This window comes from Rhizobium sp. SVR5-9E (assembly GCF_056755095.1).
Genome location: NZ_JBNDHS010000030.1, coordinates 32,934 through 54,608 on the forward strand (window position 1 = coordinate 32,934; position 21,675 = coordinate 54,608).

Annotated in this window: 19 protein-coding genes; 14 read left to right on the forward strand and 5 right to left on the reverse strand. The window is 61.7% G+C overall.

All coding sequences use genetic code 11. From position 1 onward, the window contains the following. Positions 1–108: 108 nt before the first annotated feature. On the forward strand, positions 109–2,112 hold the full coding sequence (gene thrS / locus ACPYOJ_RS15740) for a threonine--tRNA ligase (protein ID WP_481417091.1): 2,004 nt from the start codon (positions 109–111) through the stop codon (positions 2,110–2,112). A gap of 67 nt (positions 2,113–2,179) precedes the next feature. Next, positions 2,180–3,007, forward strand: a complete 828-nt coding sequence (locus ACPYOJ_RS15745) for a lysophospholipid acyltransferase family protein (protein ID WP_481417117.1) — start codon at positions 2,180–2,182, stop codon at positions 3,005–3,007. A gap of 3 nt (positions 3,008–3,010) precedes the next feature. Here ACPYOJ_RS15745 and ACPYOJ_RS15750 read toward each other — a convergent pair whose 3' ends face one another. Then, the gene (locus ACPYOJ_RS15750; RefSeq protein ID WP_481417092.1) at positions 3,011–4,096 is read right to left on the reverse strand and encodes a hypothetical protein; all 1,086 of its coding nucleotides are present in this window, start codon (positions 4,094–4,096) and stop codon (positions 3,011–3,013) included. 113 nt (positions 4,097–4,209) lie between these two features. On the opposite strand from ACPYOJ_RS15750, the gene ACPYOJ_RS15755 reads away from it, so the two are divergent. From ACPYOJ_RS15755 to ACPYOJ_RS15770, 4 genes are all read left to right on the forward strand, one after another. After that, a complete protein-coding gene (locus ACPYOJ_RS15755; protein WP_481417093.1) occupies positions 4,210–4,794 on the forward strand; it encodes a nitroreductase family protein in 585 nt (194 codons plus the stop codon). Next, complete coding sequence (locus ACPYOJ_RS15760) at positions 4,794–5,417, forward strand: flavin reductase family protein (protein WP_481417094.1); 624 nt, start codon at positions 4,794–4,796, stop codon at positions 5,415–5,417. The genes ACPYOJ_RS15755 and ACPYOJ_RS15760 overlap by 1 nt, the downstream gene beginning before the upstream one ends. A gap of 92 nt (positions 5,418–5,509) precedes the next feature. Beyond that, the gene (locus tag ACPYOJ_RS15765) at positions 5,510–6,649 is read left to right on the forward strand and encodes a DUF2336 domain-containing protein (protein ID WP_481417095.1); all 1,140 of its coding nucleotides are present in this window, start codon (positions 5,510–5,512) and stop codon (positions 6,647–6,649) included. Between the two features lie 17 nt (positions 6,650–6,666). Continuing rightward, positions 6,667–7,125 (forward strand): GNAT family N-acetyltransferase, encoded by a 459-nt coding sequence (locus ACPYOJ_RS15770; RefSeq protein WP_481417096.1) that lies wholly within the window; start codon positions 6,667–6,669, stop codon positions 7,123–7,125. Here ACPYOJ_RS15770 and ACPYOJ_RS15775 read toward each other — a convergent pair whose 3' ends face one another. After that, positions 7,126–8,319, reverse strand: a complete 1,194-nt coding sequence (locus ACPYOJ_RS15775) for an AI-2E family transporter (RefSeq protein ID WP_481417097.1) — start codon at positions 8,317–8,319, stop codon at positions 7,126–7,128. 234 nt (positions 8,320–8,553) lie between these two features. Here ACPYOJ_RS15775 and ACPYOJ_RS15780 point away from each other — a divergent pair, with 234 nt between their 5' ends. Further along, positions 8,554–9,009, forward strand: coding sequence for an OsmC family protein (locus tag ACPYOJ_RS15780; RefSeq protein WP_481417098.1), 456 nt, complete (start codon positions 8,554–8,556; stop codon positions 9,007–9,009). Between the two features lie 16 nt (positions 9,010–9,025). On the opposite strand, the gene ACPYOJ_RS15785 is transcribed toward ACPYOJ_RS15780, so the two are convergent. Both ACPYOJ_RS15785 and parE read right to left on the reverse strand, forming a co-directional pair. Then, complete coding sequence (locus ACPYOJ_RS15785; protein ID WP_481417099.1) at positions 9,026–10,165, reverse strand: esterase-like activity of phytase family protein; 1,140 nt, start codon at positions 10,163–10,165, stop codon at positions 9,026–9,028. 153 nt (positions 10,166–10,318) lie between these two features. Beyond that, the gene (gene parE / locus ACPYOJ_RS15790) at positions 10,319–12,379 is read right to left on the reverse strand and encodes a DNA topoisomerase IV subunit B (protein ID WP_481417100.1); all 2,061 of its coding nucleotides are present in this window, start codon (positions 12,377–12,379) and stop codon (positions 10,319–10,321) included. 214 nt (positions 12,380–12,593) lie between these two features. Here parE and ACPYOJ_RS15795 point away from each other — a divergent pair, with 214 nt between their 5' ends. The 4 genes from ACPYOJ_RS15795 to ACPYOJ_RS15810 all read left to right on the forward strand — a co-directional run bounded on the left by ACPYOJ_RS15795 (position 12,594) and on the right by ACPYOJ_RS15810 (position 16,744). Beyond that, positions 12,594–13,478, forward strand: coding sequence for an alpha/beta hydrolase (locus tag ACPYOJ_RS15795; protein WP_481417101.1), 885 nt, complete (start codon positions 12,594–12,596; stop codon positions 13,476–13,478). A gap of 132 nt (positions 13,479–13,610) precedes the next feature. Further along, positions 13,611–14,381, forward strand: coding sequence for a triose-phosphate isomerase (tpiA, locus tag ACPYOJ_RS15800; protein ID WP_481417102.1), 771 nt, complete (start codon positions 13,611–13,613; stop codon positions 14,379–14,381). A 107-nt stretch (positions 14,382–14,488) separates the two neighbouring features. Further along, the gene (gene secG / locus ACPYOJ_RS15805) at positions 14,489–14,974 is read left to right on the forward strand and encodes a preprotein translocase subunit SecG (RefSeq protein WP_481417103.1); all 486 of its coding nucleotides are present in this window, start codon (positions 14,489–14,491) and stop codon (positions 14,972–14,974) included. 141 nt (positions 14,975–15,115) lie between these two features. Beyond that, a complete protein-coding gene (locus tag ACPYOJ_RS15810) occupies positions 15,116–16,744 on the forward strand; it encodes a CTP synthase (RefSeq protein ID WP_481417104.1) in 1,629 nt (542 codons plus the stop codon). A gap of 51 nt (positions 16,745–16,795) precedes the next feature. Here ACPYOJ_RS15810 and ACPYOJ_RS15815 read toward each other — a convergent pair whose 3' ends face one another. Further along, positions 16,796–17,878 (reverse strand): citrate synthase/methylcitrate synthase, encoded by a 1,083-nt coding sequence (locus ACPYOJ_RS15815; RefSeq protein ID WP_481417105.1) that lies wholly within the window; start codon positions 17,876–17,878, stop codon positions 16,796–16,798. A gap of 84 nt (positions 17,879–17,962) precedes the next feature. On the opposite strand from ACPYOJ_RS15815, the gene ACPYOJ_RS15820 reads away from it, so the two are divergent. The 3 genes from ACPYOJ_RS15820 (at position 17,963) to ACPYOJ_RS15830 (ending at position 21,627) form a co-directional block, all read left to right on the forward strand. After that, positions 17,963–19,108: a citrate synthase gene (locus ACPYOJ_RS15820; RefSeq protein ID WP_481417106.1), complete on the forward strand. Its 1,146-nt coding sequence runs from the start codon at positions 17,963–17,965 to the stop codon at positions 19,106–19,108. Positions 19,109–19,227: 119 nt separating this feature from the next. Further along, complete coding sequence (locus tag ACPYOJ_RS15825) at positions 19,228–19,761, forward strand: FecR domain-containing protein (RefSeq protein ID WP_481417107.1); 534 nt, start codon at positions 19,228–19,230, stop codon at positions 19,759–19,761. A 6-nt stretch (positions 19,762–19,767) separates the two neighbouring features. Further along, positions 19,768–21,627 carry a CHASE2 domain-containing protein gene (locus tag ACPYOJ_RS15830; protein ID WP_481417108.1) on the forward strand — a complete coding sequence of 620 codons (1,860 nt, stop codon included), beginning with the start codon at positions 19,768–19,770 and terminating at the stop codon, positions 21,625–21,627. The last annotated feature ends 48 nt before the right edge of the window (positions 21,628–21,675 follow it).

Here is a 21,675-nt window from a genome sequence, read left to right on the forward strand (position 1 = left end):
ACTCGCTCGCCAAATCTCGGTATCAGGCGGCGGCGCGTTCGCACGGACGAAGCGCTTCATTGCAACCACCCGCATTCGTTGGCGGGACTGGACAAGGAGAATATCGATATGTCCCAATCCGTTTCCCTTACTTTTCCTGACGGCAACCAGCGTAATTTCGAGCCGGGCACGACCGGCCGCGACGTTGCCGAATCCATTTCCAAGTCGCTCGCCAAGAAGGCCGTCGCCATTGCGATCGATGGCATGGTGCGCGACCTTTCCGACCCCGTGACGACGGGCAAAATCGAGATCATCACCCGCAACGACGAGCGCGCGCTGGAACTCATCCGCCACGACGCAGCACACGTTATGGCCGAAGCCGTGCAGGAGCTCTGGCCCGGCACGCAGGTCACGATCGGCCCGGTCATCGAGAACGGCTTCTATTACGACTTCGCCAAGAACGAGCCCTTCACACCTGACGATCTGCCGAAGATCGAAAAGAAGATGAGGGAGATCATCGCCCGCAACGCGCCCTTTACCAAACAGGTCTGGTCGCGCGAAAAAGCCAAGGAAGTGTTCGCGGCCAAGGGCGAGCAGTACAAGGTCGAGCTTGTCGATGCGATCCCGGAGGGCCAGGATCTCAAGATCTACTATCAGGGCGACTGGTTCGACCTTTGCCGCGGGCCGCATATGGCCTCCACGGGCCAGATCGGCAATGCCTTCAAGCTGATGAAGGTGGCCGGTGCGTACTGGCGCGGCGACAGCAACAATCCGATGTTGACCCGCATCTACGGTACGGCCTTTGCCGAGCAGTCCGAACTCGACAACTACCTGCATATCCTTGCCGAGGCCGAGAAGCGCGATCATCGCCGTCTCGGCCGTGAAATGGACCTCTTCCATTTCCAGGAGGAAGGACCGGGCGTCGTGTTCTGGCACGGCAAGGGCTGGCGCATCTTCCAGACGCTTGTCGCCTACATGCGCCGGCGGCTGGCGGCCGACTATCAGGAGGTCAACGCGCCGCAGGTTCTCGACGCCTCGCTCTGGGAGACTTCGGGGCACTGGGGCTGGTACCAGGAAAACATGTTCGCGGTAAAATCCGCCCATGCGATCACCCATCCCGACGACAAGGAGGCGGACAACCGCGTCTTCGCGCTGAAGCCGATGAACTGCCCTGGTCACGTCCAGATCTTCAAGCATGGCCTGAAATCCTATCGCGAACTGCCGATCCGCCTTGCGGAATTCGGCACGGTCCATCGCTACGAGCCGTCCGGTGCACTGCATGGCCTGATGCGTGTGCGTGGCTTCACGCAGGACGATGCGCATATCTTCTGCACCGACGAGCAGATGGCTGCCGAATGCCTTAAGATCAATGACCTGATCCTTTCGGTCTACAAGGACTTCGGTTTCGACGAGATCACCATCAAGCTCTCCACGCGCCCGGACAAGCGCGTCGGTTCGGACGATCTTTGGGATCGCGCCGAGAGCGTCATGACGGATGTTCTCACGACGATCCAGCAGCAGTCGAACGACATCAAGACCGGCATTCTGCCGGGCGAGGGCGCGTTCTACGGTCCGAAGTTCGAATATACGCTGAAGGATGCCATCGGCCGCGAATGGCAATGCGGTACGACGCAGGTCGACTTCAACCTTCCGGAACGCTTCGGTGCCTTCTACATCGACAGCAATTCGGAGAAGACGCAGCCGGTGATGATCCACCGGGCGATCTGCGGCTCCATGGAGCGCTTCCTCGGTATCCTGATCGAGAACTTTGCCGGCCACCTGCCGCTCTGGGTCTCGCCGCTGCAGGTCGTGGTCGCGACGATTACTTCGGAGGCGGACGGCTACGGCCAGGAAGTTGCCGAAGCGTTGCGCGAGGCCGGGCTCAACGTCGAAACCGACTTCCGTAACGAGAAGATCAACTACAAGATCCGCGAACATTCCGTTACGAAAGTTCCTGTCATCATCGTCTGCGGCAGGAAGGAAGCCGAGGAGCGCACGGTCAATATCCGCCGCCTCGGCAGCCAGGAGCAAACCTCGATGTCACTCGACGAGGCGATCGAGAGCCTTGCCTGGGAAGCGACGCCGCCGGATATCCGCCGCAAGATAGAAGCGAAGCGGGCAAAGGCCGCCTGAGCTCTGTCAGACGGATGTCATCGCTTTGATACATAACCGCCCGGTCTTCAATAGAGGCCGGGCGGTTTTGCGCTTCAAACAGCTATCCTACGCCAGCGATAACGATCCCCGCTTCAAGCGCTGGCTGATCCGCTCGATCGAGGGTCTTTCGGGCCGCAACCGCTATGTTCGTTTCTATGAGATATGGCGCACCGACATCGTGCCATCGCGCGAGCGCGTCTTCGGCAAGCTCCTCGACCTCATCGACGTCGATCTCGATATCCGCGGAAACTGGCCTGCCGCCGCACCTGCAGGCAGACCCCTGGTCATCGTCGCCAATCATCCGTTCGGCATCGGCGACGGCATAGCCGTCCTGTCTCTCGCCGAGCAGCTCGGCCGGCCGTTTCGTGTTCTCATTCACAATGAGCTGCTGAAGCTGCCTGAGATGGCTGACTACTCGCTTCCGGTCTCTTTCGAGGAGACCAAGGCAGCGCTTGCCATCAATATGGACACGCGTCGCGAGGCGGTCCGCCTGCTGAAGGAAGGTGTAACGGTCGTCATCTTTCCGGGCGGTGGCGTAGCGACGGCCAAGAACGGTTTCGGCCGCGCACAGGATCTTCCATGGAAGATGTTCCCGGCCAAGCTCGTCCAAGCGGCCGGCGCCGACGTCTTGCCCATCTATTTCGAGGGCCAGAATGGGCCGCTGTTTCACATTGCCAGCCGGTTTTCGCTGACGCTTCGCCTCTCGCTTCTGATCCGGGAGTTTCGGCGGCTGTCGGGCAAGACGATTGTCGCCCATGTGGGGCAGATCCTGCCGTACGAAGAACTGCGGAGGAGTGATCGGAAGGGTTTGCTCGCGGCGCTTTACGGCGCGGTCTTTTCTCTGGCGCCCGTCAGGGGGCAAAAGAGCATCTGAGGATCAATCAGCATCCGCGCCGCCCGGTACCAGCTGCTCATAGGAGGGGAGCGGCGCACGCGCGGAATTCTGCGGTTCGCCGGCGGCTGCCGGCTGCGGTTCCTGCTGCAGCGTCGTGGCGGCGCTGGTGGGTTCCTGCGGCTGTTCGTCCTTCATGAGCACTTCGACGTCTGTATTCCTGCCAGCCTCGACCTTGAAGTCGCGCTGATAGATCTTGTCCTTGTTGCGCGCGACGGCTGTATACTCGCCTTCCGCCAGAACCATGGTCGGGAAGGCGCTGACGCTTTCGCCGACGCTGTCGCCCGCAGCCGTCAGGATCGACCAGGCCGTGTCCGCGATCGCTTCGCCGCCGGCGTCTGAAACGAGCTTGAAGTTGATCTGCGCCGCGCGGTGCTGGATCGTCGCTTCGGTTAGCTTTCCGGCCTCGACCTGGATATCGGCACGAATGACAGCGTTGACGGCTCCGTATTCGGAAACGATATGATACGTGCCGGCATTCAGCCGTACCATGGTGTTCGGCGCCACATCTGCCATCACCAGTCCGCGTTCGCCGTCTTCGCGCACTTCCGAAGAGTAGATCGAGAAGCGCAGCTGGTCGGGGCGGATGCGAACATCGGACCCGGACACGGCGTTGAGCACCAGACCGCCCGCATCGAGCACCATCACCTGCTTGTCGAGCTTGCCGTCCTCGGGAATATTCACCTTGCGGGTCACGCCGGCGCGGCCGAAGGAGACATTGATCAGATAGTCGCCCGGGGCCAGCTGGAAAGCAGCCGACCCGCCACGGGCGCTTGCCACCAGCGGCAGCTTGCCGTCGGCACCCGCGACAGGACTGAACACATACCAGGAGAGTCCGTCTCGCACCGGCTCGCCGCTTTCCGTCAGCTTGGCTTCGATCTCAACCTCGCGCAGCGTCGCATTCTGCTGCGTGCTGCCCGGCGCAATGAAAGCGTTGAGCTTCGGCATCTTCGTGGTCGTGTCGAGCTGCTTGAATCCCTTGAACGCGTTCTGGGCGCTTGCGCTAAAGGGCAACAACGCAGTCAGAACAAGCACGAACGCCATACGCGCAAAAGGCAAAATGCCGGGCATGTGTTTCCTGAACAGATTGACTTCTAAAACTACAGAGGCCACTTCAAAACGAACCCAGTGGCAAATTCAAGACCCACCCATCCCGCTGCCGTGAAAATGAAAGTTTCTCCCGCATGAAATCCGATATCAAGCTGATTGATTACCTCGCCGTGCGCCGATCGATCCCTGCCTTCCAGATGTGCGAGCCCGGGCCTGCAAAGGCGGAAATAGAGGAAATCCTTCGTCTGGCATCGCGCGTCCCCGATCACGGGAAGCTCGCGCCCTGGCGTTTCATCGTCTATCGCGGAGAAGAGCGTGAACGAATCAGCGAAGAACTCTTGAAGCTAGCGCTCGAGGCCAAGCCTGATCTCTCGGAGGAAATGATCCAGGTCGAACGCACGCGCCTTACCCGAGCGCCGGTTGTCGTTGCCGTGGTCAGCAAGGCGGGTCCGCACTTCAAGATCCCGGAATGGGAGCAGCTCATGTCGGCGGGCGCCGTGTGCCTCAACATCATCTTTTCGGCGAATGCCCATGGCTGGGTCGCCAACTGGTTGACCGAATGGTTTGCCTATGACGAGCGCGCCTATCCGGTTCTCGGCGTTCAGCCGGGCGAAAAAGTCGCCGGCTTCATCCATATCGGTTCGACAAATTTCCCGGTGGTCGAGCGGCCGCGTCCGTCACTCTCCGAAACCGTCACCTGGGTCGGCGGAGAGGGCTGATGTTCTATACGACGGATAGCAACAAGCACGGTCTCTCCCACGATCCCTTCAAGGCGATCGTGGCGCCGCGCCCGATCGGCTGGATCGGCAGCAAGGGGGCGGACGGATCGATCAATCTCGGTCCCTACTCCTTCTTCAATGCCGTCTCCGACCATCCGAAGATCGTCATGTTCTCATCGAGCGGCCGCAAGCACAGCCAGAGGAATGCCGGCGAGACGGGCGTCTTCACCTGCAATTTCGTCAGCCGCAACCTCGTCGAGAAGATGAACCTTTCTTCCGCCGCGGTTCCCTATGGCACCGACGAATTCGCGCTCGCCGGGGTGACCGCCGTTCCGGGCAAACTTGTCGACGCGCCCTATGTGGGCGAGGCCTTCGCCGTGCTCGAATGCAAGGTGACGGAGATCATCGTGCCGAAATCGCTATCCGGTGAGCAGACGGAAAACGTCATGGTCTTCGGCGAGGTCGTCGGCATCCACATCGACGAAGCGATCGTCAGCAATGGCCGGCTCGACATGTCGCTGGCAAGGCCGACGGCCCGGATGGGCTACATGGACTACAGCGAGGCGAGCGAGGTCTTTGAGATGTTCCGTCCGAAGGTCGAGACGGTGGCCGCCAAAGCCTGATAAACATGGTGAACCAATCTTAAACCATTTGCCGATAGTGTTACCCGAACGTTAGGGGCGCGAAGGAATCGCGCCGCAGGTTGGGGCGTAAATTGATCGTAGAGGCTTTCCTTCGCTGGGTTGAAACTGCCAAGGCAGGGGACAGAGCTCGCGCCGCGAACGCATTGGGGCGTGCCTATCTGCAGTCCGAAATGCTTCCGGAGGAGCGCAAAGCCGCGGAAATGGCGATGACCTTCCTGCTTGACGATCCTTCGCCGCGCGTTCGTCTTGCGCTGGCCGAGGCGATCGCTTGGTCGCAAGAAGCGCCGCGCGCCATCATTCTGGCGCTTGCCGAAGACCAGCCGGAAATCGCGTGCCACGCCCTGACCTGCTCTCCAGTGCTCTCGGACACGGACCTTGTCGATCTTGCCGCCCGCGGCAGCAGCGTTGTCCGCATCCTGATCGCGGCGCGGCCGTCGATTTCCCGAGCTGTTTCAGCCGCTCTTGCGGAAGTCGGCGACGAAGAAGAGGTCCTGTGCCTTCTTGAGAACGAGGGCGCGGCGATCGCCCCGCAATCGCTGAAGCGGATCGCCGAGCGGCTCGGCGACTGCTGCGACACACGCAATCTGCTGCTCGACCGCACCGATCTCCCGGCTGATGCCCGGCAGTTACTGACGCAGCATGTCAGCAACGCATTGGTGGCTTTTCCTCTGGCACAGGCCGCCGTCGGGATCGCTCGTCTGCAGCGCATCAGCCGCGAGGCGGCCCAGTCCGCTACGGTCTCCCTTGCTGGCGAGATCCAGGCGCACGAAATTGCCGATCTCGTCGAGCATTTGCGCCTTGCCGGCAATCTAACGCCGTCCTTCCTCATGCATGCGCTTTGTTCCGGCAAGGTGGATTTCTTCGCGAACGCCATCGTCAATCTGACCGGCTGCACCGAAAACCGCGTGCGTTCGATCCTCGCGACGGGACGCAGCCATGCGGTGCGTGCGCTGTACGAGAAGGCTGGCCTCAGCAGCGAAATCAGCACGGTCTTTGTGGAGGCGACTCTCCACTGGCGCGAAGCCTCCAGAAAAACCTCTGGAACCAGGCTCTTCAATGTCTGCGGCAGCCTGCTCGAACGATTCCGCCATGTCGGCGGTGCCCATGGTGCGGTCGGTGAACTCCTTGATATGGTCGAGAGGCTTCATATTGCCGAGCAGCGTCAATCGGCGCGGGACTACGCGTCCATGACTGCACTCGAAGCTGCCTAGAGTGCCTGAGAAAAGCCATGTCCGTCACCATTGCTGTTGAATCGCCACGTCAGCCGGAAATCGTCCGCTTGCTGGAGCTTTCCGATGCTTATGCGGCCTCCCTCTATCCGGCTGAGAGCAACCATCTCGTCGATCTCTCGACCTTGGAAACGCCGTCCGCCAGCTTCTTCGTTGCTCGGAATGCCGGGGTGATCGTCGGCTGCGCGGCACTCGTGGAGGCAGGCGATGGCACGGCGGAGATCAAGCGCATGTTCGTCGACCCGGCGGCGCGAGGGCTGAAGATCGCAAGCCGCCTGATGGATGAGCTTGAGAGATGCGCGAAGTCACGCGACCTTGACGCGATCCGTCTGGAAACCGGCATCTATCAGCCGGAGGCGATCGGGCTTTACCGCAAGTACGGCTACGTCGACATCGAGCCTTTCGCTTCGTACCTGCCGGATCCGCTGAGCCTTTTCATGGAGAAGCGGTTGAAATGATCAGCCTTCGGCAGCGCGCTGCGCCGGCGGCGCCTGCTCGTCGATCATGACTTCCGGACCAAGCCCCGTCTGATCGCTTGCTGTGACTTCATGCATCCATTCGCGCCAGATCGCGACGAGCAGAGCCATCAGCACCGGGCCGATGAAGAGACCGAGAAAGCCCATGGTCTTTACGCCGCCGACGAGGCCGAAGAAGGTCGGCAGGAAGGGAAGCTTGATCGGGCCGCCGACAAGTTTCGGACGCAGAGTCTTATCGACGATGAAGAGTTCGACCGTACCCCAGACGAAGAGCGCGATGCCGGCAAAATGTGATCCGCTGGCCAGGAGGTACACCGAAACCAACGTGAACGAGAGCGGCGCGCCGCCGGGTATCAGAGCCATAAGGCCCGTTATAACGCCAAGCGTGACCGGCGAGGGTACGCCTGCGATCCAGTAGGCGACCCCGAGCACGATGCCTTCCCCGATTGCAATCACCGTCATGCCCATGACGGTTGAGCTGATCGTTGCCGGAACGACCCGCGAAAAGCGCTCCCAGCGATTGGGCAGGATGCGCTCGCCGAGCATGTCGATCTGCCGCGAGAAGGACGATCCGTCGCGATAGACAAAGAAGAGCGCGATCAGCATGAAAAGCAGCGTCAGGAGCAGATGGAACGACGCACCGCCGGCGGCGAGAACCGCACGATAGATATTGCCGAGATGGGCACCGCTGATGACCTGAACGAGTTCGCCGAGCGACCCGGGGCTACCAACGTATTTCGTCCAGAGTTCATCGAGGTAAGGCCCTGCAAACGGCAGCGCAAGGATCCATTGCGGCGTAGACGCGCCCTGCCGGTTGGTCTGAACGACCCAGGCAAACCATTCACGCACTTCGCCTGTGGTGTAGGTAACCGCAAGCCCGATCGGGATGACCAGAAAGGTGATGATCAGAAGGATCGCGATCGTGGCGGCGATCGTTGTGTTGCCGCCGACGCGGCCGAGAAGCTTGCGATAAAGCGGCCAACTCGCAAAGCCGATGACGAGTGCTGCCAGAACTGGAATAACAAAGCCATGGAAGAAATAGACGCCCGCAGCAACGATGAGGATCAAAAGCCAGCGAGCGGCCGAAATCGACGGGATCAGCGGCGTGCGCGTGGGCGCAGACGGGCCAAGCCACCGCGTTTCGCCTGGCAGTCTCTTGTTGTTCGAAAGGCTCACGTCGTTTTTATTTCCTTCTTGTTCTCATGGATATGCGCTCTACGGCGCCCGGACGCAAGCATATCGATCATTTAAGTCGGAGCTTTTGCGATCACTGACGCAGCCCGCAGCTTCAGGGTGCCGCATATCTCAATCCTCTGTACGAAATGTGACGAAGTTTTCTTTCAGAGTCTTGATGACCGGCGAAAATAGTACAGGTTGGATCAACGGCATCGAAAGCTATGGTTGGGGACTATGACGTTATTTTCAGCGGAAGTTTCATGGCAGCGCGGTGAGGGCAGCTTTACGGACGGCAAATACAGCCGCGGCCATACATGGAATTTCGACGGAGGCCTTTCGGTACCTGCCTCGGCATCTCCGCACAACGTGCCGCTTCCGTACTCGGTCGCCGAGAATGTCGATCCCGAGGAAGCCTATGTAGCGGCGCTCTCCAGCTGCCACATGCTCTTCTACCTTTGGCTTGCATCGAAGAAGGGCATTGCTATCGACAGCTATGTCGATAACGCGACGGGCATCATGGAGAAGGTCGACGGAAAAATGCTTGTCAGCCACGTCGAGCTGAAGCCGAGCGTTGTCTATTCAGGCGAGGCGCCGAGCCGTGAAACCGAGGAGAAGCTCCATCACGAAGCCCACGAACTCTGCTTCCTCGCTAATTCCGTCAAGACGAAGATAGACGTTCGCCTCGGCTAGCGGCGCCATCTCTCCGTTACGATTGCGGACGGTGCAATAGTTTGAAGGCGTAGAACTGCGTCTTTTGCCCGGTCGAGAAATTGTTGTCGGAACCGAGGATCAGGACGTCGCTGCCGTCCTTCGCCCTGCCTATCGCCATCGACTCGATGTTATCCGGCACCAGGCCGGCGGCGCGCAGATCGAGCACCTGGCTCTTGCGGACGGGAACGATGCGCTGATCGGTCCTGGCGAGAGAAGCGATGGCCGAGACGTCGGTGGCGCCGTCGAGGTCCAGCATGAAGATCTTAACGTTGTTGCCGAAGCCTTGGGCGTAGCTGCGCTCGACGGCGAGCAGGCGGTGGTCGTCGAGTGCGACGATCTCCGCCATGCCGTTGTCGTTGCCGCCAATGGGCTTTGTGGCAGCCTGCGGGATCGGCGAGATTGGATAGACATACTGCGCCTTCGGTTCGCCAGTCGCCCCGTCATAGCGGATAATGCGCGACAGGCTGCCGTTGACGAGCGAGGCCGCCGGACCGTCCTGGTAGAGCGCAGCTTCGACGCCGACGAACACATCACCGTCGGGTGCGACCGCAAGATCCTCGAAGGCGAGATTGTCGCGGATGCCGGTCGATTTGTCGGCCGTCGGCGCGAAGCCTTCCGGCAGCTTGAATTCGCGCACAAAAGCACCGTCCGGCGAGGCGACGCGGACGAAGGGGGCGATCAGCGCCTTGCCGTCGCCTTCGCTACCCCAATAGACGCCGTCCCGGCCGAGGCGGATCGATTCCGGGTCAACGGTGCGGGCGGCGAAGGGTTCACCGTTCTTGTCCTGCAGCGTCACCTGCTTGACGACGGAAACGCCCTTGAGGCCGGAGCCGTCAACATCGACGTCGAGCTCATAGAAGCGAGCTGGGCCTTTTTCGGAGCGGTCGTCGCTGATGGCGATGTAATGGCCGGTCGCCGGGTCGAAGTCGAGACCGGAAATGCCGCCGAATTCGACGCCGTTTTCCATGTGACCGGTCGGGATGACGAATTCACCGAGATAAGAAAAGGAGATCCCGGCCGCGCAATCGCCGAACGGGCAAGGCGTCTCGAAGGTTGCGCCGATCGTGGTGGCGTGGAGGCTGGCGGCGCTGGACAGGAGAGCAACAGCGATAGTCGCGAGAAAACGCTTGGTCATGGCGAACATCCGGCTGGCGAGGAGGTTGATGAGCAGAACAGGCCGACGGGATCCCCTTTAAAGGATCGGCCCCGCCAGTCGCGTCGCTTGTCATGCACCGGTTGTTTGACGGAGTTGTTACGATTCTTCGTCAATTTCGTGAAATAGCGAAGCTCAGATATCGAGGTTTTCGGCAAAGGCGGCACGGTCCTGAATGAAGCGGAAGCGCGCGTCAGGCTTCGTGCCCATAAGGTCGTCCACGGCGGCACGGGTTCCCTCGAAATCGACCTCGTCGATCAGCACCCGCAGCAGCGTTCGCTTGCTCGGGTCCATCGTGGTTTCCTTGAGCTGCGCGGGTAGCATTTCACCAAGGCCCTTGAACCGGCTGATTTCGATCTTTCCCTTGCCCTTGAATTGCGTTTCCATCAGTTCCTGCCGATGGGCGTCGTCGCGTGCGTAGGCTGATTTGGCGCCTTGGGTGATCTTGTAGAGCGGCGGTACAGCGAGGAAGAGGTGACCGCCGCGGATCAGTTCCGGCATCTCCTGATAGAAGAAAGTGATCAGCAATGACGCGATGTGGGCCCCGTCTACGTCGGCATCGGTCATCACGATGATGCGCTCGTAGCGCAGGTCCTCATCGCGATACTTGGAGCGAGTGCCGCAGCCGAGCGCCTGAACGAGATCCGCAAGCTGCTGGTTGGCGCCTAACTTTTCGCGGCCGGCGCTCGCAACGTTCAGGATCTTGCCGCGCAACGGCAGGATTGCCTGATTGGCGCGGTTGCGCGCCTGCTTGGCGGAGCCACCTGCCGAGTCACCTTCGACGATGAAGAGTTCGGCGCCCTGGGCCGTGTTCTGCGCGCAATCGGCCAGTTTGCCCGGAAGGCGCAGTTTGCGCACGGCGGTCTTGCGGGTGACTTCCTTTTCCTTGCGGCGGCGGAGACGCTCCTCGGCGCGTTCGATCACCCAGTCGAGCAGCTTTGCAGCCTCGTTGGGATTGTCCGCCAGATAATGGTCGAAGGGATCGCGAAGCGCGTTTTCGACTATGCGCTGTGCCTCGACGGTCGCCAGCCTGTCCTTGGTCTGGCCGACGAATTCCGGTTCGCGGATGAACACCGACAACATGCCGACCGCCGAAATCATCACGTCGTCGGTGGTGATCTGCGCTGCGCGTTTGTTCTGCGTCAGATCGGCGTATGCTTTCAGCCCCTTGGTCAGAGCGATGCGCAGACCCGCCTCATGCGTGCCGCCCTCGGGCGTCGGAATGGTGTTGCAATAGGAGTGGATCTGCTGGTCGCCACCATACCAGGTGATCGCCCATTCGAGCGAACCGTGGCCGCTCGCCTTTTCGCTCTTGCCGGCGAAGATTTCGCGGGTGACGGTAAATTCCTTGCCCATCGTCGCCTGCAGGTAGTCCTTCAGCCCGCCGGGGAAGTGGAAGACGGCCTTGTCCGGAATTTCGGAACCCTGCGGAAGCACGCCTTCATCGCAGCTCCAGCGGATCTCCACGCCCCCGAAGAGATAGGCCTTGGAGCGCGCCATACGGAAGACACGCGCCGCCTCGAACTTCGCGTGCTCGCCGAAGATCTGCGGATCGGGGTGGAACCGCACGCGCGTCCCGCGGCGGTTGTGCACGTCGCCAAGCTCTTCGAGACCGCCCTGCGGCAAGCCGCGGGAGAAGCGCTGTCGGTAAAGCTTGCGGTTACGCGCGACTTCGACTTCGAGATAGTCAGAGAGCGCGTTGACCACTGAAACGCCGACGCCGTGCAGACCGCCCGAGGTTTCATAAGCCTTTCCGTCGAACTTTCCGCCCGCATGCAGCTTCGTCATGATCACTTCGAGCGTCGATTTGCCCGGGACCTGCGGGTGGTTTTCCACCGGAATGCCGCGGCCGTTGTCCGAGACGGTTAGATAGCCGTGGACATCGAGATGCACCTCGATGAAGTTTGCGTGACCGGCGACCGCTTCGTCCATCGAGTTGTCGATGACTTCGGCAAACAGGTGATGCAGCGCCTTTTCGTCGGTGCCGCCGATATACATGCCGGGGCGCATGCGCACCGGTTCCAGACCTTCGAGAACGCGGATCGACGAGGCACCGTAGTCGTCACCATTCGAGGCTGCCGGGGCCGGACGCGCTGACGCAGCCGGGGGCGCGGCGGGCGCTCGCGCCGGCTTTGGTGCCTCCTCCTGCTTGGGTGCGAGAGGCATTTCGGAAAAGAGGTCGTTGCTGTCGTCCATGGAATTGTTCAGATCTTTATCCTGCCGGCCGGCGTGTCCGCTTGAGGCCAGACCCAAAATCACCGCATTTGATGTCACGTTTGCGAATCATGCAGATTCTGCCAGAAACCGCCTCGCTAAGCGATGCCGCTCGATCTGGCGGAATTCTTTGGAATTGGTTTGCGTTGCCAGACGCGGAATGGCAAGCGGCCCGAGGTGCAAGGAAACCACCCGCATGAGAATGTCCACAAGTCATTGCACGATTATTGCTGTAATTGCGGCCTTTTTCCTGTCCTGTGACATTCACAGCGCGGCAGCGGATGGCTTGCCGCCCTATAAGGACGAACTTTTCTCCAGGCAAAACGTGTTGCAGAGCGCCGACGACGGCGCCTTCGAAGTGATCGACTACGATGAGATGCGCGACATCAATGGTCGCGACCAGATCCCGCAAAGGCGCGTGCAGCGGAAATATGTGTCGCTCGGCGTACGCAAGGTACAGCAGGACGAAACCCTGTCTCTGGACGGCCTCCGGCTGGATGTCACCAGGGTGGGACCGGCAGACGGAGCGGCCTTCACGGTGATCTTCATCCACGGCCGCGACGGCGATCGCCGCCTCGGGGCCAACGACTATTCCTTCGGCGGCAACTTCAACCGGCTGAAGAACCTCGCGGCCGGCAATGGCGGGGTCTATTATTCGCCGACGGTACGGGCCTTCGACAGCGACGGCGTCGCCAAGATCGCCGAACTCATCCGCTATGCTAGCGGGAAATCAGGTGGAAAGCCGGTGATCCTCGCCTGCGCGTCCATGGGCAGCCAAGTCTGCTGGGGGATCGGCCGCGATCCTGCGAGCGTCAAGCGGCTGAGGGGAATGGTGATCATGAGCGGCGTCGCCGACCCCGCTTTCACGAAAAGCGCCTTCTACAAAGCCAAGCTGCCGCTTTGGTTCGCGCACGGGAGCCGCGATCCGGTTTATGCGGCGGCCGACCAGCAAGCCCTCTTCGAAAAGCTCTACAAGTCGAAATACCCGGCCCGTTTTACGCTTTTCCAGAACGGGAACCACGGTACGCCAATCCGGATGATTGATTGGCGGCGGGTCTTGAACTGGATTCTCGCTTCCTAGGGTTTTTAAGCGCCGAATTTAATCATTTGCGCGGCAACTCGGCCGATTTACCTAGCGTGAACCGGAGATCGCTTTCCTTTCGGCTGCAGTTTTGCTAAGGCGCACCCATGAGGAAAAGCTTGGAAGGCCGGTATGACACCTGATGTGCGCCCGCTTGTGGCGGGAAACTGGAAAATGAACGGCACACGCGCCTCTCTCGATCAGATAAAGGCTATTGCGGAAGGCGTTAACAGGCCGCTTGCCAAGCGGGTGGAGGCGCTGATTTGCCCGCCCGCGACACTGCTGTATGTCGCGACCGCGCTCTGCACGGACAGCCCGCTTGCGATTGGGGCGCAGGATTGCCACCAGAACCCGGCAGGCGCACATACGGGCGATATATCCGCCGAAATGATTGCCGATTGCTTTGGAACCTATGTGATTGTCGGCCACTCCGAGCGCCGGACCGACCATGCAGAAACCGACCATCTCGTCCGCGCCAAGGCGGAAGCCGCCTTTGCTGCCGATCTGACCGCGATCATCTGCATCGGTGAGACAGCAGACGAGCGCAAGGCAGGGCAGACGCTCGACATCCTCAAGCGCCAACTCTCCGCCTCCGTTCCGGACAGTGCCACAGCCGAAAACACGGTCATTGCCTACGAGCCGGTCTGGGCGATCGGCACCGGTGTCACGCCGACGGTAGATGACGTCGAAAAGGCGCATGCCTTCATGCGGTCGGAGCTCACAGGCCGCTTCGGCGCCGAGGGCCGGAAGATCCGCATTCTCTATGGCGGCTCGGTGAAGCCCGGCAATGCCAGGGAACTGATGGGCATCGCCAATGTCGACGGCGCGTTGATTGGCGGAGCGAGCTTGAAAGCATCCGATTTCCTCGCCATCTACGGCGCATATGAAACGCTCCTCGCATAAATAAGCTTAGCATATTCCTGGCCGAAGGGCTTGGAATAGCCGATCAGCTCATGTAAAGAGCGCCAGATTTTTATTCGATGCTCGCCGAAGCGGGCAGGACTGGACCCATGCAGACAGTATTGATTGTCATCCACCTCATGATCGTGCTGGCGCTCGTCGGCGTCGTGCTCATCCAGCGCTCGGAAGGCGGCGGTCTCGGTATCGGCGGCGGTTCGGGATTCATGTCGGCGCGCGGTACGGCCAATGCGCTGACCCGCACGACCGCGATTCTGGCGGCGCTGTTCTTCCTGACGTCGCTCGGCCTTGGTATCCTGACGCGCTACCAGGGCAACCCGACCGACATCCTGAACCGCATTCCGGCAACGAGCGGGCAGGGCAACGGCATTCTCGATTCTCTCGGCGGCGGCACGCAGCAGCCGGCAAATCAGCCCGCTAGCACCGGCATTCCGAACGGCGGCGCTGCTGCTCCGGCACCGGCGGCGCCAGCAGCAACGGCTCCTGCGGCCAACGCTCCGGCGATGCAGACGGCCCCCGCTGCGCCTGCAACGCCCGCTGCTCCGGCTCAGCCGAGCGGCGTTCCGACCGGGCAGTAAGCCGGTCCACGAAATAAACCGCCGGCAGGCCCTCGGGTCTGCCGGTTTTCTTTTGTTCAGATTCCAAACTGGCACCAAAAATTCTGGAAAAGAATTTTTGGGCTGGTGGAATCGTTTTTGAAAAGGTATCCGGTGACTCCCATGGCGCGATACGTATTCATCACTGGCGGCGTGGTTTCTTCCCTCGGAAAAGGAATTGCGGCTGCGGCTCTCGGAGCGTTGTTGCAGGCCCGTGGTTATCGGGTCCGGCTTCGCAAACTCGACCCCTATCTGAACGTGGACCCGGGCACCATGAGCCCGACCCAGCACGGCGAAGTCTTCGTCACCGACGATGGCGCGGAAACCGATCTTGATCTCGGACACTATGAGCGCTTCACCGGGCGTTCGGCGACCAAGACCGACAACATCACCACCGGCCGCATCTACAAGAACATCATCGACAAGGAACGCCGCGGCGACTATCTCGGGGCAACCGTGCAGGTCATTCCGCACGTCACCAACGAGATCAAGGATTTCGTCACCGAGGGCAATGACGACTACGATTTCGTCATCTGCGAAATCGGCGGTACGGTCGGCGACATCGAGGCCATGCCTTTCATCGAGGCGATCCGTCAGCTCGGCAACGATCTGCCTCGCGGGACGGCGATCTACCTCCACCTGACGCTGATGCCTTACATTCCGGCCGCCGGCGAGCTGAAGACCAAGCCGACGCAGCACTCGGTCAAGGAACTGCAGGCGCTCGGTATTCACCCGGACATTCTTCTCGTCCGCGCCGATCGTGAAATTCCGGAAGCCGAGCGGCGCAAGCTCTCGCTCTTCTGCAACGTGCGCCCGTCCGCCGTCATCCAGGCGCTCGACGTCGCCAACATCTATGACGTGCCGATGGCCTACCACAAAGAGGGCCTCGACAGCGAAGTGCTCGCCGCGTTCGGCATCGAGCCGGCTCCCAAGCCGAGGCTCGACCAGTGGGAGGAGGTGTGCAACCGCATCCGCACGCCCGAGGGTGAAGTCACCATCGCGATCGTCGGCAAGTACACGGGTCTCAAGGACGCCTACAAGTCGCTGATCGAAGCGCTGCATCACGGCGGCATCGCCAACCGCGTCAAGGTCAACCTCGAATGGATCGAGTCGGAAGTCTTCGAAAAGGAAGACCCTGCACCGTATCTCGAAAAGGTGCACGGCATTCTCGTACCCGGCGGCTTCGGCGAGCGCGGTTCGGAAGGCAAGATCCTGGCAGCCCGCTTCGCGCGTGAGCGCAAGGTGCCGTATTTCGGCATCTGCTTCGGCATGCAGATGGCGGTCATCGAGGCGGCACGCAATCTTGCCAACGTCGAGAACGCGTCTTCCACCGAGTTCGGCCCGACCAAGGAACCGGTCGTCGGATTGATGACAGAATGGATCAAGGGTAACGAGCTGCAGAAGCGAACGGCAGCGGGCGACCTCGGCGGCACCATGCGCCTCGGTGCCTACAAGGCATCGCTCAAGAAGGGTACGAAGATTTCCGAAATCTACGGCTCGACCGATATTTCGGAGCGCCATCGGCACCGCTACGAGGTCAACATCGACTATAAGGACCGGCTCGAGAACTGCGGGCTGACGTTCTCGGGGATGTCTCCGGACGGCGTATTGCCGGAGACGATCGAGTACGCCGATCATCCCTGGTTCATCGGCGTGCAGTACCACCCGGAACTGAAGTCCCGGCCGCTCGATCCGCATCCGCTCTTTGCAAGCTTCATCGAAGCCGCGACCGAACAGAGCCGCCTCGTTTGAGGTTTTCGATCCCCTCACCAGCAAGAGATTGCGGGTGAGAGGATTGCTTCGTTATGCAGCCTGCGGCAAGGGCCCGACGTAAACCGACTTCGGCCTGATCAACCGGCCCGTGAGCGCCTGTTCGCGCGCATGGGCGATCCAGCCTATGGTCCTGCCGATGGCAAAGACGCCAGTGAAGGCTTCGCGCGGGAAGCCGAGGGAATCGAGAAGCAGTGCTGTATAGAATTCGACGTTGACGTCCAGCGGGCGATCCGGTTTGCGTTCCTTCAGGATGGCGAGAGCTGCCTGTTCGACGGCCTCAGCCAGCGCGATCCGCTTCCGGTCGACCTGGCCGCTCGCGACCAGCGGCTTCAATGCGCTCTTCAGGGCGTCAGCGCGCGGGTCGCGCACGCGATAGATGCGGTGGCCAAATCCCATCAGCCTCTCGCCGCGGTCAAGAGCAGCTGACAGCCACATCTTCGCCCGGCTTTCAGTGTCGATCGCATCCAGCATGTCGAGAACCGGGCCCGGCGCGCCGCCATGCAGCGGCCCCTTGAGCGCACTGATCGCCGCAAGGACGGACGACGTGAGGCCGGCTCCAGTCGAGGCGATGACTCGCGAGGCGAAGGTCGAGGCGTTCAACCCATGATCGGAAATCGTCACCAGATAGGCGTCCAGAGCGGCCGTCTGCTCGGCACTCGGAAGTGTGCCGTTCATCATCCGCAGGATGTCGGCGGCTTGCGAGAGAGACGTATCCGGACGAACGGGCGCTTCCTTCCGCTGCATCCGCAGAACGGCAGGCAGAAACACGGCAGGGGCTGCCAGCAGTCTGAGTGCGGTTTGAAGATCGTCGCCGTCCGGTAGGCGCGCCATCATGGCTCGCATCGCATCGACCGGTGGCAATGCGAGGAGGCTAGCATCCGCAGCTGCGAGGTGTTCGAAGACCTCGCCACGCGCCGTTCCAAGCCGGGTTCTCAACTCTCCTGCGTCGAGTTCGATCAATCCGTCAAGCAGCAGCGCGGCGACGCTTTCATAGGTACCGCCGGCTACCAGGTCGTCGAGCGATACACCGCGAATGATCAACCGTCCGGCTGCGCCGTCGACGTCCGAGAGCAGGGTCTCGGCTGCAATGACATCTTCCAATCCGTTCTTCATGGCATTTCTCCTTTACGGAGAAGAAGATCAGTCCTAGGCTAATTGACGTCAATCTTGATGCAATTGATCAATGTGAGACGTCCGATGCCTTGGCTGACTTCAAAGGAGGCGTTGAACCGACTCGGCACCAAGCCGCAGACGCTTTATGCCAATGTCAGCCGCGGGCGCATTCGCGCAAAGCCCGATCCATCCGATCCGCGCCGCAGCCTCTATCACACCGGGGACGTGGCACGGCTTGCAAAGCGCAACGCTGGCCGCCGTAAAGTCGAGGCGGTCGCTGCAGAGGCTATCCAATGGGGCGATCCCGTCCTGCCGTCGTCAATCTCGACGGTCGCCAACGGACGCCTGTACTATCGCGGGATAGATGCCGCCAAGCTTTCCGAACATGCAACGCTTGAAGAAGCGGCCGGATTGCTTTGGGGCATCCATACGCCGATTGCCGTTGCGGCCGGTGGCGAAGGCGCCACGGGACCGTCCCTCGCCATAGCCCTGTTGGCTCTTGCCGCGCGGGTGCCGCAGGACCTGCCGAGCCTCGGGCGCTCGATTTCGGCTCTGGTTTCGGAGGCGCAGGATGTCATGACGACGGTCGGCTCCGCGCTCGCGCCGGGTCCATCGCATATCCCGCTTCACCAGCGTCTGGCCGAGAGCTGGAGCCGCCCCAACGCCGGAGACGCCATCCGCCGTGCCTTGGTGCTGCTTGCCGATCACGAGCTCAACGCGTCGACGTTTTCGGCTCGAGTCACAGCTTCCGCTGGCGCAACACTTTCCGCATCGGTGCTTTCCGGACTTGCAACGCTTACCGGCCCTCTGCACGGCGCAGCCTGGGAGGCTGTGGCTACGCTCGCTGACGCGGCGAGAAGCACTGGCGCCACGGAGGCGATCCGCCGCGCGCTAGGGCAAGGCAACCGGCTGCCAGCCTTCGGTCATCCGCTCTATCCGGACGGCGACATCCGCGCCGAAGCATTGCTTGCACATGTCACGCCACCAGAGATCTTTCTGGAAATCCAGACCGTCGGCGAGGCGATAATCGGCGAGCGAATCAATATCGATTTTGCGCTCACGGCGATGGCCGTTCGCTTCGATCTTCCACGACATGCGCCCCTTATCATCTTCGCGCTGGCGCGCTGCTGCGGCTGGCTCGCCCATGCAGTGGAACAAGCCGAGGGCGGGCATCTTATCCGGCCCAGAGCGCGCTACACCGGTCCCGCCATTGAAACCTCTGGTGGGTAATAGCGACCGGCCACTTACGAAAATCCGCTTTTGCTCTATGATGATCGTGCTGGGGACGAGTGTCAGGTAGCATGGAGACCACCGTGCCGCCTGATGGCGTTTGCGCAAAGGGGCGTGTCATGAGGGTAATCTCAGCTTTCCTTGGCTGCTCTTTCGCTGCCGTACTCGCAGCAGCGCTTCTGTCTGCCGAAGCCTTGGCCCAGGCGCCGACCGGCGGCTGCCGACTCACGAATGCGTCCGACGGCCGTGAGATCCTGCGCTGCCCCAACGGGGTCACGATCACGGCTGAGGCGGATGCTGCTTACAGGCTGACCGACCGCAATCGCGATGGCAATCCCGATGTGGTCTCGCTACGCGGCAAGGCGATTCTGGTCGATGTCGACGACGCCCGGCATTCCGGCGGTTTTCAGGTCGTTACGCCGCAGGCGATCGCTGCAGTGCGCGGCACGCAATGGGCGGTCGACGTCGCGGCCCGACAGACCTCCGTGCTGGTCGTACGCGGTGCCGTGACCGTGCGCCGTCCCGCAGGGGGTGAACCTGTCGTGCTCAATCCCGGAGAGGGCGTCGATGTTACCAGCGGCACCGCCCCCCTTGTCGTGCGCCGCTGGCCTGCCGCCCGCGTTGCCGCCCTTCTTGCCCGCCTCGGGCAATAGACACGCATGCCGAACCAGAGATTTCTGATCACCGCAGCCCTTCTTCTGTCCGCGCTCTGGGCCGGCTTTCTGGGCTCGCTGCATATGACAGGCCGGGCCGGCTTCCTTGATCGGATGGAAGCCTCGCTGACGGATCTTCGAAGCATGCTGGTCGGCAGCAAGGCCCCGCCACCGGCAGTCACGATCCTCGCCATCGACGACCGCACCGCCGCATTGCACACATACCCTCTCCAGCGGGCAACGCTCGCACAAGCCGTCGCTGCAGTTGCGGCGTTAAGGCCGAAGACGATTGCGCTCGATCTGCTCTTTGTTCAATCCGGCATCGAGGCGGGCGATGCAGCACTTGCATCGGCGCTCCGGCTGGTCCCATCCGTCATTGCGGCTGCAGCCGTTTTTCCGGAAAGTACCCAGACGGTGACAAGCGACGCGAACGATCCGCTGTCCGCCATTCCCGTCGCCGAGAGCCTGCTCCTGCCGCTCAAGCGCTTCTCCGACGTTGCAGCTACCGGCGTCGTCAATGTTGCAACGGACGAGACCGGCGTTCCACGCTTCATTCCGCTGATCTCACGCAGCGGCGGGCGTATCGACCCGTCATTCCCGCTGCGGGCGGCGTCGCTGGCGCTTGACCGCGATCCCGCCTTCCAGCCGGGCGCCATCTCCTTTGCCGATAGGCACATACCGACGGATACCGGTCAGCGCCTGCCGCTCACATTCTATGGCCCACGCGGCACGATCCCGACATTCAGCCTTGAGGATGCGCTCGACGGCAAATTGCCTGCGGATGCAATCGAAAACCGCGTTGTCGTGATCGGCGCAACCGTCACCGGCGGCGGCGACGTTTTCCCGACGCCCTTCGATCCGGTGCTACCTGGCGTCGAGGTCATTTCGACCGCCATCACGCATCTGATCGCGGGGGACAGCATCATCCGCAATGACAACATCCGCCGGCTCGATGCGGCCGTTGCGCTGCTTCTTTCGCTCTTGCTCGTCAGCCTGATTGCATGGCGCCGAAGTGTCATCAGCTTCATTTTGATCGCTCTGGTCTTTGTTGCCTGGGCGGCGGTCAATATCGCCGCGTTCAAGGCAGGCTATTGGCTCAGCGCCGCACTGCCGATAACCGCCGCTCTGCCGCTCGTTCTTGTCTTCGGGGCGGCGCAACTGCTTTTGGGCCGCCGTCAGGCCAGGCATTTTGCCGCCCAAAGCGAGCTCCTGCAGCGCGTGGAAGCGCCGGGGCTCGGCGAGTGGCTTGCCCGCGATCCGTCGTTCCTCGCCGAACCGGTCCGGCAAGAGGCGGCGGTCGTCTTCATCGATCTCTCCGGCTATACCGGCCTTAGCGAGGCGGTCGGGGCAGTCACGGTGCGCGAGGTGCTGAGTAGCTTCTTCGAGATCGTGGACCAAGAGGCGAGGGCGCATGGCGGGGCAATCACGAGTTTCACGGGCGATGGCGCGATGATCTTGTTCGGATTGCCGCAGCCGGCGGAAGACGATGCAGCGCACGCTGCCGCCTGCGCTCTTGCGCTCGCGGATCGCATGCGCTCGTGGCTCGCTGCGCACGCGGATATCCAAGCGGGACGCAAGGTCGGCTTCAAGATCGGGGCCCACTGCGGCCCGGTCGTCGCCTCGCGTCTCGGTACTGGCGATCACCAGCAGATCACGGCCACCGGTGACACCGTCAATGTCGCCAGCCGCCTGATGGAGGTCGCCGCCAGCCGTGGCGCGGAGATCGCCTTTAGCGCCACACTCGTCGGCGCCGCCTCCAGCAAGGGCAGCCCCCCGCCCGCCGGGCCGCTCGAAGGACCTTTGGAAACACGTATTCGCGGCCGTTCCGGGACAATCCAGGTCTGGCTGTGGCGGCCCACCGGCTGATATGCTGCTTTGACATTTGCTGCCCGAGCGGGTAGGAACGCGCCAACC